This is a genomic window from Pseudomonas sp. A25(2017) (genome assembly GCF_002001065.1).
Taxonomy (GTDB): Bacteria; Pseudomonadota; Gammaproteobacteria; order Pseudomonadales; family Pseudomonadaceae; genus Aquipseudomonas; species Aquipseudomonas kilonensis.
The window spans coordinates 39,520-53,143 of sequence record NZ_MUOA01000030.1 but is presented as its reverse complement, the minus strand read 5'-3'; the positions used below and the strand labels follow the sequence as shown (position 1 = coordinate 53,143).

The 13,624-nt window shown below is 62.5% G+C and carries 13 protein-coding genes; 1 reads left to right on the top strand and 12 read right to left on the bottom strand.

Going from position 1 to position 13,624, the window contains the following annotated elements:
- Positions 1–1,265: 1,265 nt before the first annotated feature.
- From lipA to B0E42_RS01570, 12 genes are all read right to left on the bottom strand, one after another.
- Positions 1,266–2,288: a lipoyl synthase gene (gene lipA, locus B0E42_RS01625; RefSeq protein ID WP_014340371.1), complete on the bottom strand. Its 1,023-nt coding sequence runs from the start codon at positions 2,286–2,288 to the stop codon at positions 1,266–1,268.
- Between the two features lies 1 nt (position 2,289).
- Positions 2,290–2,937, bottom strand: a complete 648-nt coding sequence (gene lipB / locus B0E42_RS01620; RefSeq protein ID WP_053182092.1) for a lipoyl(octanoyl) transferase LipB — start codon at positions 2,935–2,937, stop codon at positions 2,290–2,292.
- On the bottom strand, positions 2,937–3,212 hold the full coding sequence (locus B0E42_RS01615; RefSeq protein WP_003185772.1) for a DUF493 domain-containing protein: 276 nt from the start codon (positions 3,210–3,212) through the stop codon (positions 2,937–2,939). Before B0E42_RS01615 ends, lipB begins: the two co-directional genes overlap by 1 nt.
- A gap of 81 nt (positions 3,213–3,293) precedes the next feature.
- Complete coding sequence (locus B0E42_RS01610) at positions 3,294–4,451, bottom strand: D-alanyl-D-alanine carboxypeptidase family protein (RefSeq protein ID WP_024619122.1); 1,158 nt, start codon at positions 4,449–4,451, stop codon at positions 3,294–3,296.
- Positions 4,452–4,618: 167 nt separating this feature from the next.
- Entirely contained in the window at positions 4,619–5,644 is a 1,026-nt protein-coding gene (locus tag B0E42_RS01605; RefSeq protein ID WP_024619121.1) for a septal ring lytic transglycosylase RlpA family protein, read from the bottom strand.
- Entirely contained in the window at positions 5,644–6,654 is a 1,011-nt protein-coding gene (gene mltB, locus B0E42_RS01600; RefSeq protein WP_053182096.1) for a lytic murein transglycosylase B, read from the bottom strand. Before mltB ends, B0E42_RS01605 begins: the two co-directional genes overlap by 1 nt.
- 17 nt (positions 6,655–6,671) lie before the next feature.
- Positions 6,672–7,775 (bottom strand): rod shape-determining protein RodA, encoded by a 1,104-nt coding sequence (gene rodA / locus B0E42_RS01595; protein WP_050586216.1) that lies wholly within the window; start codon positions 7,773–7,775, stop codon positions 6,672–6,674.
- A 31-nt stretch (positions 7,776–7,806) separates the two neighbouring features.
- Positions 7,807–9,702, bottom strand: coding sequence for a penicillin-binding protein 2 (mrdA, locus tag B0E42_RS01590; protein ID WP_053182098.1), 1,896 nt, complete (start codon positions 9,700–9,702; stop codon positions 7,807–7,809).
- Between the two features lie 9 nt (positions 9,703–9,711).
- On the bottom strand, positions 9,712–10,179 hold the full coding sequence (rlmH, locus tag B0E42_RS01585) for a 23S rRNA (pseudouridine(1915)-N(3))-methyltransferase RlmH (protein ID WP_003185785.1): 468 nt from the start codon (positions 10,177–10,179) through the stop codon (positions 9,712–9,714).
- Between the two features lie 9 nt (positions 10,180–10,188).
- Positions 10,189–10,683, bottom strand: coding sequence for a ribosome silencing factor (rsfS, locus tag B0E42_RS01580; RefSeq protein ID WP_014340379.1), 495 nt, complete (start codon positions 10,681–10,683; stop codon positions 10,189–10,191).
- Between the two features lie 71 nt (positions 10,684–10,754).
- Positions 10,755–11,441: a nicotinate-nucleotide adenylyltransferase gene (gene nadD, locus B0E42_RS01575; protein WP_014340380.1), complete on the bottom strand. Its 687-nt coding sequence runs from the start codon at positions 11,439–11,441 to the stop codon at positions 10,755–10,757.
- A 1-nt stretch (position 11,442) separates the two neighbouring features.
- Positions 11,443–12,714: a glutamate-5-semialdehyde dehydrogenase gene (locus tag B0E42_RS01570; RefSeq protein WP_024619117.1), complete on the bottom strand. Its 1,272-nt coding sequence runs from the start codon at positions 12,712–12,714 to the stop codon at positions 11,443–11,445.
- Positions 12,715–12,910: 196 nt separating this feature from the next.
- On the opposite strand from B0E42_RS01570, the gene B0E42_RS01565 reads away from it, so the two are divergent.
- Complete coding sequence (locus B0E42_RS01565; protein WP_077505400.1) at positions 12,911–13,588, top strand: DNA-3-methyladenine glycosylase; 678 nt, start codon at positions 12,911–12,913, stop codon at positions 13,586–13,588.
- The last annotated feature ends 36 nt before the right edge of the window (positions 13,589–13,624 follow it).

Genomic DNA, 13,624 nt, shown 5'->3' with positions numbered 1-13,624 from the left:
TCCGGCATTGCTCCGTGGGCCCGCCGCGAAGGGCCATCCATGGCCCAGCGCGGCTATCCCGGCATCCATGCCGGGATGCCCACTGCGCAATGCCTGCGTTCGGCCAGCGTGGTTTAACGGGGCGCCCAGATCAAGATCAAGATCAAGATCCAAAGCAACGCAAGAGCGGGGCATGTTCAGTATCTATGTGGCTGCGCCACCGCTATCGCGAGCAAGCTCGCTCCCACATTGGATCTTCAACAGCCACACAATTCATGTACACCGCAGATCCCCTTTGTGGGAGCGAGCTTGCTCGCGATGAGGCCAGCACATCCAACATCTTCATCGACTGTGACATCGTCTTCGCGAGCAGGCTCGCTCCCACATAGATACTCGGCAGCCACAAAATGCATATACGCCGCAGAACCCTGTGGGAGCAAGCTTGCTCGCGATGAGGTCGGCACATCCAACATCACCGCAAACTGACACATCGCTTTCGCGAGCAGGCTCGCTCCCACATAGATGTTCGGCAGCCACAAAATGCATATACGCCGCAGAACCCTGTGGGAGCGAGCTTGCTCGCGATGAGGTCGGCACATCCAACATCACCGCAAACTGACACATCGCTTTCGCGAGCAAGCCCGCTCCCACATAGATGCTCGGCAGCCACAAAATGCATATACGCCGCAGAACCCTGTGGGAGCAAGCTTGCTCGCGATGAGGCCGGCACATCCAACATCACCGCAAACTGACACATCGCTTTCGCGAGCAAGCCCGCTCCCACATAGATGTTCGGTAGCCACAAAATACATATACGCCGCAGCCCCCTGTGGGAGCGAGCCTGCTCGCAATGAGGCAGGCATATCCAACATCACCGCAAACTGACCCAGCGCTTTCGCGAGCAAGCTTTGCTCCCACAGATCTAACGGGTGTACGACCGGGAGAGCCAGGTCGGCTGTTAGGCCGCCTCGCTTTGGCTTTTGATCTTGATCTGGGGCGCCCCGTTAACCACGATGGCTGAACGCAGGCATTGGTTCGTGGGCAACCCGGCATGGATGCCGGGTTAGCCGCGCTGGGCCATGGATGGCCCTTCGCGGCGGCCCACGAACCAATGCCGGAGTGAAGGCATGCCGAGCCTAGGCGAGGCACCGAGTGGTGGGGCAAAGCGCTTTTGGTTACTTTTGGCTGGTCCGGCTCCCGGCTCTTCCAAAAGTGACCCGCCGTAAGGGCGGAACCATAAGCCGCCATTACACAAAAACGGATATACACACCACCCCAAAACCAAATCAGGACCCGAGCAGCTCAGCCTTAACCAACTTAGCCTGCTCATCCGCATGATACGAAGACCGCACCAACGGCCCCGAAGCCACGTTCTTGAACCCCATCTTGTACCCTTCCTCAGCAAACCAGGCAAAGGTATCCGGGTGCACAAAACGCTGCACCGGCAGGTGACTGCGCGAAGGCTGCAGGTACTGACCCAAGGTCAGCATATCGATGTCATGCTCACGCATGCGCTTCATGACCTCGATAACTTCCTCATCAGTCTCACCCAGGCCCAGCATCAAGCCAGACTTGGTCGGAATGTGCGGCATCATCTGCTTGAAGCGTTGCAGCAAGGTCAACGACCACTGGTAATCCGAACCCGGGCGCGCGGCCTTGTACAGGCGCGGCACGGTTTCCAGGTTGTGGTTGAACACATCCGGTGGCTCGGCGGCGGTGATTTCCAGGGCGATGTCCATGCGGCCACGGTAATCGGGCACCAGGGTTTCCAGCTGGACGTTCGGCGACAGCTTGCGGATCTCGCGGATGCAGTCGGCAAAGTGCTGGGCACCGCCGTCACGCAGGTCGTCGCGGTCCACCGAGGTGATGACCACGTACTTGAGTTTCAGGTCGGCGATGGCGATGGCCAGGCTTTCCGGCTCGTTGGTGTCCAGCGGCTTCGGCCGGCCGTGGCCGACGTCACAGAATGGGCAACGACGGGTGCAGATGTCGCCCATGATCATGAACGTGGCGGTACCGCCGGAGAAGCACTCGCCCAGGTTCGGGCAGGAGGCTTCTTCGCAGACGCTGTGCAGCTTGTGCTTGCGCAGCAGGGCCTTGATCCGGTCGACTTCCGGGGACACCGGGATGCGTACACGGATCCAGTCGGGTTTCTTCGGCAATTCGGTGGTCGGGATGATCTTGACCGGGATGCGTGCAACCTTCTCGGCGCCGCGCAGCTTGACGCCGGCCTCTACCTTGGCACGCGGGGCCGGACGCTCGGTGACGTCCAGCGTCGGGATCATGGTTTGCACTGCATCAGTAGTCATATCAGTCGATTCCGCCCGTGAGGGTCGTCTGCTCAGCATAGTCGAGGTGTTTGACGAGCTGCGCGCGCAGCCGGGCACTTACCTCGGCAAATTCAATCGATCCTGCATGCTCGCTCAACTGGGTCATCGCCAGTCCCGCGTAGCCACAGGGATTAATCCGTCGAAATGGCGCAAGGTCCATGTCCACGTTCAGCGCCAGGCCATGAAACGAACAGCCGTGGCGGATCCGCAAACCCAGGGAAGCGATTTTCGCCCCGTCGACGTAGACACCCGGCGCATCCGGCTTGGCCGCCGCCGTCACACCGTAGCTGGCCAGCAGCTCGATCAGGCATGTCTCCATGCGGGTGACCAGCTCGCGCACGCCAAACCCCAGCTTGCGCACATCCAGCAACAGGTAGGCGACCAATTGGCCGGGGCCATGGTAGGTCACCTGCCCGCCCCGGTCGACCTTCACCACCGGGATATCCCCCGGCAGCAACAGGTGCTCGGCCTTGCCGGCCTGGCCCTGGGTGAACACCGGTGGGTGTTCCACCAGCCAGATTTCATCGTCGGCGGTGTTGCCGCGTTCGTTCGTGAAGCGTTGCATGGCATGCCAGACCGGCTCGTAAGCCATCGTGCCCAGCTCGCGAAAGCCCAGCGTGCCCGGCATCACAACACCATGTGCACGAAACCGGTCGCGCGCAGCTCGCTGTTGATGTCGTAGAGCTGTTCCTGGCCGGTGGCAATGATGTGCAACTGGATCGTCGTGTACTTGCCGTTGGTACTCTGGCGCTCGGCCAGGGTCTTGTGGTCAACGGTGGCATGTTTTTCGAGGATCGCGATGATCCTGTCCTTGAAACCGACACCGGTGTCGCCGATGACCTTGATCGGATAATCCGCACAGGGGAATTCGATCTTTGGCGCTTTTACTTCAGAGTCTGTCATGGGGTAACGGCCTCGTAAGCCGTGGTAACGCACATGGCCCCGCTCCGGATGGGAACGGGGCCATGCAGGTCAACACTTCAATCAGTTGAACAAGCCGTAGAAGAATAGACGGATGCTATCCCAGATGCGGCGGAAGATACCACCTTCCTCGACCGCGTCCAGAGCGATCAGGTCAGCGCTGTGCACCACTTTTTCGTCCAGTTTGACTTCGACTTTACCGATCACGTCGCCCTTGGCGATGGGAGCGGTCAATTGCGGGTTCATGGTCATGCTGGCAGCGAGCTTCTTGAGCTGGCCTTTAGGCAAGGTCATGGTCAGGTCTTGGGCCAGGCCGGCCTTGACCTGATTGGTCGAGCCTTTCCAGACCTGGGCCTGGGCCAGTTCGGTGCCCTTCTGGTAGAAGGTCTGGGTTTCGAAGAAACGGAAACCGTAGGTCAACAGCTTCTGGGTCTCGGCGGCACGGGCCACTTCGCTGTTGGTGCCGAAGACGACGGCGATCAGGCGCATGCCGTCACGCACAGCCGAGGACACCATGCAGTAGCCGGCTTCGTCGGTGTGACCGGTCTTCAGGCCATCGACGGTCTTGTCGCGCCACAGCAGCAGGTTGCGGTTAGGCTGCTTGATGCCGTTCCAGAAGAATTCCTTCTGGGAGTAGATGGCGTAGTGCGCCGGGTCTTCGTGAATGATCGCCCGTGCCAACAGCGCCATGTCGTGAGCCGACGAATAGTGCTCGGGGTTCGGCAGGCCGGTGGGGTTCATGAAGTGGCTGTTGGTCATGCCCAGGTCGGCCACGGTTTTGTTCATCATGTCGGCGAACGCATCTTCGCTGCCGGCGATGTGCTCGGCCAGGGCGACGCTGGCGTCGTTGCCGGACTGGATGATGATGCCGTGCAGCAGGTCGCTGACGGTCACTTGCGAACCGACCTTGATGAACATCCGCGAACCGCCGGTACGCCAGGCGTTTTCGCTGACGGTCACCGGATCGTTTTCACCGATCTGGCCGCGACGGATTTCCAGGGTGGCGATGTAGGCGGTCATCAGCTTGGTCAGGCTGGCCGGTGGCAGGCGCTGGTCACCGTTGTTCTCTACCAGGACCTCGCCGCTGCTGGCATCCATGAGCACAAAGGATTTGGCGGCCAATTGAGGGGGCGCCGGCATCATCTCGACCGCGAACGCGGCAGGTGAGAGAAGCAGCGGGACTAGCAGGCAAAGGCGTTTGGCAAAGGTGGTGATGTTCATCCGTCTCTCGAAATCGCTAATGGAACTGCCCGAAGGCAAAACTAAACAGGCAGCCTCTTAACGGGCCACCGCGTATTTAAGTTGCTCACTCACAACCCTTGCCGGGCTTTTGTTATTCATGGAGCCAACAACCTGACCCGCTCCAACCGCAAGCGGGCCTCAATCAATTACTCGGCGGTGACCAGGCTCGGCGAACCGAGATTGGCCAGGCGCACACTGTTCTGCACTTGCTGGACTTCACCCGGAGAACCGATCGGCCCCAGGCGCACCCGATGCAGTGTCTGCTGGTTGCGCACGATCGAGCTGATGAACACCGGAGCGCTCACCATCGAGCTGAGCTTCGACCTCAGCAGCTCGGCAGCGTCCGGGTTGGCGAACGCGCCCACTTGCAGAAACTGGCCAGACGCTGTTGCAGAAGCGTTTTTTTTTGCATCGATCTGTACCGGCAGTACGGCTGCGGCGTGTTGCTGCGGCGGTGGTGTCCACTGCTCGACCGTGCCGGTGGACGCCGTCACGGTTGGCGCGGCATTTTGCGCCACTTTCGGCTCGTTGAGCATCAAAGGCGCCGGACGGCCGCGTTGGGCCCACCATTCCTGCGGGTCGATGCCTTCGACCTTGACCCGGGCGGTGCCGGTTTCAGCGTAACCGAGTTTTTTCGCCGCCGCGTACGACAAGTCGATGATGCGATCGGAATAGAACGGCCCACGGTCATTGACCCGCAGGATCACGGTCTTGTTGTTGTCCAGGTTGGTCACCCGCACATAGCTGGGCAGCGGCAAGGTCTTGTGCGCCGCGCTCATGCCATACAGGTCATACACCTCGCCATTGGCGGTGTTCTGGCCATGGAACTTGGTGCCGTACCAGGACGCCGTGCCCGAGGCCACGTAGCGCTTGGACTCGGCCATCGGGAAATAGGTCTTGCCCAGCACCGTGTACGGGTTGGCCTTGTACGGACCGGTGTGCAGGGTCGGCGTGGCGTCGGGAATGCGCGAGACGTCCACGTCCCACCACGGCGCGCCGTCCTTGTGGGCCCGGTTGATGTCCAGGCCCGGCGTCGCGCGCACAGCGGTGGAGCTTTTCTGGGCCGGCGCGCGGCTGGTCGAACAACTGACGACCAACAGCGACAGCGCGGCCAACGCCACGAGCTTGAGGGGCTTGGCTTTCAGGGGTAGATAGGTAGGCAATGCCCGCATTATTTGACGCCCCGTGCTTTGACCAGCTCTTCAGACAGTTGATATACGGCCATGGCGTACATCACGCTGCGGTTATAACGCGTAATCGCGTAGAAATTCTTCAGGCCCATCCAATATTCGGGGCCTTGCTCGCCTTCCAGGCGCATCGCGGTGACCGGCATGTCGTCACGCAGCGCATCATGACTCGACCAGCCCAACGCCCGCAACTCCCCGACGGTTTTCGTCGGCTCGATACCCTCGGTCAGGCCCTCGTCCACTTGCTCGCCACGCACCTCGGCACGGCTGACCACCGGCTGGCCGGCTTCCCAGCCATGGCGCTTGAAATAGCTGGCGACACTGCCAATGGCATCGGTCGGGTTGGTCCAGATATTGATGTGGCCGTCGCCGTCAAAGTCCACCGCATAGGCGCGGAAACTGCTGGGCATGAATTGCGGCAGGCCCATGGCCCCGGCATAGGAGCCCTTGAGGGTCAGCGGATCGACCTGCTCTTCGCGGGCCAGCAGCAAGAACTCGCGCAGCTCCTTGCGGAAGAACTCGGCACGCGGCGGGTAATCGAAGCCCAGGGTCGACAGGGCGTCGATCACCCGGAAATTCCCGGTGTTGCGGCCAAAGAAGGTCTCGACGCCAATGATCGACACAATGAACTGGGCCGGCACGCCGTATTCCTGCTCGGCACGGGCCAGGGCCGCCTCGTGCTGGCGCCAGAAGTCCACGCCCCGGGCGATACGCGCCTCGGTGATGAACATCGGCCGGTACTCGCGCCACTGCTTGACTCGCTCGGCGGGCCGGGAGATGGCGTCAAGGATCGACTGCTTGCGCTCGGCCTCGCGAAACACCCCCATCAGTTGCTCACCGGCAAAACCGTAGTCGCGGGTCATTTCACCGACGAACTCGGCCACCTGCGGCGAGCCTTCGTATTCGCCAGCCAGGGCATGCGGCGCACCGCCCAGGAAGCCGACCAGACCGATCCACGGCGCATATCGCGTCGACCAGCCACGCATTGCTTGCATTGAACTCTTCACCTTATTCAAACCTGAGCGATCCACTTGCGATGCGTATGAATCGACATCAAAACCCCAAACGCTGACAGTAGTGTCACCAGCGAAGTTCCTCCGTAGCTAATGAATGGCAACGGCACCCCCACGACCGGCAACAGGCCACTGACCATACCGATGTTGACGAAAACATAAACAAAAAACGTCATGGTCAGGCTGCCCGCCAGCAATTTACCGAACAACGTCTGGGCCTGGGCGGTAATCACCAGCCCCCGGCCGATCAGCAGCAAATAGATCAGCAGCAGTACGCAAATGCCCACCAGCCCGAATTCCTCGCCCATCACGGCGATGATGAAGTCGGTGTGGCTTTCCGGCAAAAAATCCAGGTGCGACTGGGTGCCCATCAGCCAGCCCTTGCCGAACACCCCGCCGGAGCCGATGGCGGCCTTGGACTGGATGATGTTCCAGCCGGTGCCCAGCGGATCGCTTTCCGGGTCGAGGAAGGTCAGCACCCGCTGCTTCTGGTAGTCGTGCATCACGAAGTACCACATGGCCACCGACACCGGCACGGCGGCGGCGATCACGCTGAGGATCCAGCGCCAGCGCAGCCCGCCCATGAACAGCACGAAGGCACCGCCGGCCAGGATCAGGAGCGAGGTGCCGAGGTCGGGCTGGCGGACGATCAGGATGAACGGGATGCCGATCAGCAACAGGCTGATGCACACATGCTTGAGCTGCGGCGGCAGGGAACGCTTGGCCAGGTACCAGGCGATGGTGGCCGGCATGATGATCTTGAGGAACTCCGACGGCTGGAAGCGGATCACCCCGGGAATGTTGATCCAGCGGGTGGCACCCATGGCGTTGTGGCCCATCACGTCCACCACCACCAGCAAGCAGACCCCCACCACATAGGCCAGTGGCACCCAGCGCGCCATGAATCGCGGCTCGAGCTGGGCGATGACGATCATCGACACCAGGCCGATGCCGAACGAGGTGGCCTGCTTGCCCAGCAGGTCCCAGTTCTTGCCGCTGGCCGAATACAGCACGAACAGGCTACCCGCGGCCAGGGTCAGCAGCAGGATCAGCAACGGGCCATCGATGTGCATGCGCTGCAACAAGGTGGCACGGCGGCGCATCACGTCTTCGCTGGAGAGGATCCGGTCGAAATTATTCTTCACGGGCCGTAGCCTCCGCAGTGATGGGGCTTGCGTATTCAGGCTTGAGCTGGCCGTGCTCATCCAGCAGCCAGGCGTCCATGATCTGGCGCACCACTGGCGCGGCGACGCCGGAACCGGACTCACCGTTCTCGACCATCACCGCCACGACAATCTTCGGGTTTTCGGCCGGCGCGAAGCCAACGAACAAGGCGTGGTCGCGGTGGCGTTCCTGGACCTTGGAGCGGTCATACTTCTCGCCCTGCTTGATGGCGACGACCTGGGCCGTACCGCTCTTGCCGGCAATGCGGTACTGCGCGCCGATGGCCGCCTTGCGCGCGGTGCCCCGGGCACCGTGCATCACTTGCTGCATGCCGTTGTTGACCTTCTGCCAGTCCGACGGATTGCGCAGGATGATGTCCGGCATCGGGTCCGGGTCCACCGGCTTCTGGCCTTCGATGGTCTTGGCCAGGTGCGGGCGATACCACTTGCCCTTGCTGGCCACCAACGCCGTGGCCTGGGCCAGCTGCAAGGGCGTGGCCTGCATGTAGCCCTGGCCGATCCCCAGGATCAGGGTTTCGCCGGGGAACCACGCCTGGCGCCGGGTCGCGCGCTTCCACTCCCGGGATGGCATCAGGCCGGGCGATTCTTCGAACATGTCCAGGGAGACTTTCTGGCCCAGACCAAACTTGTTCATGTAGGACGACAACCGATCGATCCCCAGCTTGTGGGCCAGGTCGTAGAAGTAGGTGTCGTTGGAACGCATGATGGCCGTGTCCAGGTCCACATAACCGTCGCCGGTACGGTTCCAGTTGCGGTACTTGTGGTCGTAGTTCGGCAGTTGGTAATAACCCGGGTCATAGACCCGGCTCCCTGCGGTCACCACGCCGGCGTCCAGCCCAGCGATCGCCACGGCTGGCTTGATGGTCGAGCCTGGCGGATAGAGGCCGCGCAGCACGCGGTTGAACAGCGGCCGGTCGATGGAGTCGCGCAACTCGGCGTAGGCCTTGAAGCTGATGCCGGTGACGAACAGGTTCGGGTCGAAACTCGGCTGGCTGACCATCGCCAGCACCTCGCCGGTGTTCGGGTCCAGCGCCACCACCGCGCCGCGCCGCCCGCCCAGCGCCGCTTCGGCGGCCTCTTGCAGCTTGATGTCCAGGCTCAGGACGATGTCCTTGCCGGGAATCGGGTCGGTGCGCTTGAGCACCCGCAACACGCGGCCGCGAGCGTTGGTCTCGACTTCCTCGTAACCCACCTGGCCATGCAGCTCGGGCTCGTAGAAGCGCTCGATGCCGGTCTTGCCGATATGGTGGGTGCCGCTGTAATTGACCGGATCGAGGGTCTTGAGCTCTTTCTCGTTGATCCGCCCCATGTAGCCGACCGAGTGGGCAAAGTGCGGCCCCTGGGGGTAATGCCGCACCAACTGCGCCACCACCTCGACGCCGGGCAGGCGGAACTGGTTCACGGCGATCAGGGCGATCTGCTCTTCGGTCAGTTCGAACAGGATCGGCACCGGCTCGAACGGCCGTCGGCCCTGGCGCATGCGCTTCTCGAAGATCGCCCGGTCCTCGGGCGTCAGCTGCAGCACTTCGACGATCACGTCGAGCACTTGCTGCCAGTCACCGGAGCGCTCGCGGGTCATGCTCAGGCTGAAACTGGGCCGGTTATCCGCTACCACCACGCCATTGCGGTCGAAGATCAAGCCGCGGGTTGGCGGAATCGGCTGCACGTGCACCCGGTTGTTTTCCGACAGGGTCGAGTGGTACTCGTACTGGATCACCTGGAGGAAATACAAGCGCGCAATCAGCACGCCGATCAGCGCCACCACCGTAATAGCGCCGAACACGACGCGGCCCCGCACCAGGCGGGCGTCTTTTTCGTGGTCCTTGATGCGGATCGGCTGGGGCATGGGGCAGGATTACTTGTGGTAAGGGTGCCCGGACAGGACTGTCCAGGCACGATACAGCTGTTCGCCGATCAGGATCCGCACCAGCGGGTGCGGCAACGTCAACGGCGACAATGACCAACGCTGATCGGCCCGGGCACAGACTTCCGGCGCCAGCCCTTCCGGGCCACCGACCATGAAATTGACCGTGCGCGAGTCCAGCCGCCAGCGATCGAGCTCCACCGCCAGTTGCTCGGTGCTCCAGGGCTTGCCGTGGACTTCGAGGGTGACAATGCGCTCGTTCGGCCCGACCTTGGCCAACATGGCTTCGCCTTCCTGGCGGATAAAGCGCGCCACGTCGGCGTTCTTGCCACGGGTATTGAGCGGAATTTCCACCAGTTCCAGGGCCAGCTCGGACGGAAGACGCTTGGCATATTCATGCCAGCCTTCTTCCACCCACTTGGGCATGCGAGAACCGACGGCGATCAGGCGCAGTCGCACAGCGGTCCCTTATTGCTGGTCTTTGTTGAGCTTGGTGAAGTGCTCATGGGTGTTTTCCGGGCTGTGGTGCGCAGCACTGGCCGAACGGCTCTGCTCGGCACCGGCCCACAGGCGCTCCAGGTCGTAGAACTGGCGCGCCGAGGCAGTCATCATGTGCACGATGACGTCGTCCATGTCCAACAGCACCCAGTCGCTGTCACCCTTGCCTTCTTCACCCAGCGGCTTGACGCCCTGGGCCTTGACCGCTTCGCGGACCTTGTCCAGCATCGCGCCGATCTGGCGGTTGGAGGTACCGGTGGCGATGATCATGTAGTCCGTGATGCTCTGCTTTTCACGAACGTCGATCACCTGGATGTCCTGGGCCTTGACGTCTTCCAGGGCCGCCACGGCCACCTTGACCAGTTCTTCACCGGCCAGTACGACGCCGGTGTGGGCCTCTACCGGCAGCGGGGCGCTTTTGAACGTGCCTTTGCGCTTTACTTTGTTTACGTCTTTGTCAGTCATATAAAACTCGTTTTGCTCGTATGTTCGGGCGCTTCGCTACACGCATTCACGTGCCTTGAAGCACACCTTTTTCAGTTCGACGCACGGTAAAGCCCGTGCGCATCGATGTAGGCCAGGACCGCGTCGGGCACCAGGAAACGTACCGACTTACCGCTGGCCAGCAGTTGACGGATCTGGGTGGCGGATACCGCGAGCGGCGTCTGCCAGACGAATGCAATCTGTCCGCTCGGCCCTTTCAGGGCCAGCGGGTCGCTCACCGAGCGGGCCGCCAGCAGGTTGCGCAAGGCATCCGGCGGCTCGCTGTCGGCATCCGGGCGTTGCAACACCAGGATGTGGCAATGCTGGAGCAACTCTTCCCAGCGATGCCAAGTGGGCAGGCCGCAAAATGCGTCCCAGCCCAGAAGCAGAAAAACCTGGGCATCAGCGGCCAGTTCGGCGCGCATCAGCTCCAGGGTATCAATGGTGTAGGACGGCTTGTCCCGCTGCAATTCGCGGGCGTCCACCACCAACGGTGCCACACCGGCCACCGCGCACTCGACCATCGCCAAGCGGTCCTGCGCCGACACCTGCGGCGTATCCCGGTGAGGCGGCCGGGCGCTGGGCGTCAGGCGTAGCTCATCGAGGGCCAAGGCGTCGGCGACTTCCAGCGCACCGCGCAAATGGCCGATGTGCACCGGGTCGAACGTGCCGCCCAGGATGCCGATGCGCCGGGGCGGGGTTGTCGTCGTCACAGCCGCTGGCGGGTCGAGATCGCCCAAGTCAGACCGACTCCTGTCCGCGCAACTGGCCGTCACCGACCACGATGTACTTCTCGCAGGTCAGGCCTTCGAGGCCCACCGGGCCGCGGGCGTGCAGCTTATCAGTAGAAATGCCGATCTCGGCACCCAATCCGTATTCAAAGCCATCGGCGAAGCAGGTCGGGGTGTTGATCATCACCGACGCCGAATCCACTTCGGCCACGAAGCGCCGGGTTTCACCCAGGTTTTCACTGACAATGGAGTCGGTGTGGTGCGAGCCGTGGCGATTGATGTGCTCGATGGCCTCCTCCAGCCCGTCGACCACACGGATCGACAGGATCGGCGCCAGGTATTCGGTGTCCCAGTCTGCTTGCGTGGCCGCGACGGCCTCGATGATCGCCCGGGTGCGCTCGCAACCACGCAGTTCGACGCCTTTTTCGCGGAACTGGGCAGCCATCGACGGCAGGAAGTCCTTGGCCACGGCCTGGTCCACCAGCAGGGTTTCCATCGCGCCGCAGATACCGTAGCGGTAGGTCTTGGCGTTGAAGGCGATGCGCTGGGCCTTCGGCAATTCGGCGTGGGCGCTGACGTAGACGTGGCAGATGCCGTCCAGGTGCTTGATCACCGGCACGCGGGCGTCACGGCTGACCCGTTCGATCAGGCCCTTGCCGCCACGCGGCACGATGACATCGACGAACTCAGGCATGGTGATCAGCGCGCCGACTGCGGCGCGGTCAGTGGTTTCCACCACTTGCACCACGGCCGCCGGCAGATCGGCCTCGGCCAGGCCGCGCTGGATGCAGGCGGCAATGGCGCGGTTGGAATGGATGGCCTCGGAGCCTCCACGCAGGATGGTCGCGTTACCCGACTTCAGGCACAAACTCGCAGCGTCGATGGTCACGTTCGGCCGCGACTCGTAGATGATCCCGACCACGCCCAGGGGCACGCGCATCTTGCCGACCTGGATGCCCGACGGGCGGTAGCTCATGTCGCGGATCGCCCCGACCGGGTCCGGCAGGGCCGCGACCTGGCGCAAACCGACGATCATGCCGTCGATGCGTGCCGGGGTCAGCGCCAGGCGCTCGAGCATGGCCGGCTCCAAGCCATTGGCCCGGCCGGCGGCCAGGTCCAGTTCGTTGGCAGCGGACAACTCGGCGCGCGCGGCGTCCAGCGCATTGGCGGCGGCCTGCAGGGCGCGGTTTTTCTGCGCGGTGCTGGCCCGGCCGATGATGCGCGACGCTGCACGAGCGGCGCGACCCAGGCGGGTCATGTAGTCAAGAACGGACTCAGTCATGGTCTGTGTGGTCTTGGCGATGAGGAAAGCGGCAGATTATAGCTGTCGTAACCCTCGACTAACAGCATGGACTCACAGTGGTGACCGGCGGAGGAGCAAAACAGGCGTAAACAGCCGGTTGAAGCGACTGTTCAGCGGTGATTAAGCTTTCCATTGCTATCATCGCGCTTCCTTTGGCCTCATTTCGTTTAACTCCATGACCGATTTGCCATCGCCCAACGCCCTGCCCCACGCCTTTTTCGATCGCGACGCCCAGGTGCTTGCCAAGGACCTGCTGGGCAAAGTCATCCGCCACAAGGTCGGTGAGCTGTGGCTCAGCGCGCGGATCATCGAGACCGAGGCGTATTACTTCGCCGAAAAGGGCAGCCACGCCTCGCTGGGCTACACAGAAAAACGTAAGGCTTTGTTTCTGGATGGCGGGCACATCTATATGTACTACGCCCGGGGCGGCGATTCGTTGAACTTCAGCGCCCAAGGCCCCGGCAATGCGGTGCTGATCAAATCGGCGTACCCGTGGGTCGATGCCCTTTGCGGGCCGGCGAGCCTGGCGCAGATGCTGCTCAACAACCCCGACGCCCAAGGCCGGCCGCGCACACCGCAAAAACTCTGTGCCGGCCAGACCTTGCTGTGCAAAGCCCTGGGGCTGAAAGTGCCGGACTGGGACGCCAAACGCTTCGACCCCGAGCGCTTGCTGGTGGAAGATGTTGGCGCGCCGACGGTCAATGCGATCCAGACCACCCGCCTGGGCATTCCCCAGGGACGGGACGAACACCTGCCCTACCGCTTCGTCGACGCCGCCTACGCCCCGTGGTGTACCCGCAACCCTTTGCGGCGCGGACAGGTCGAAGGGCGTGATTATTTTTTGTTGCCCTGATGAAATACCGCATCTCCCTGTGGGAGCGAGCTTGTG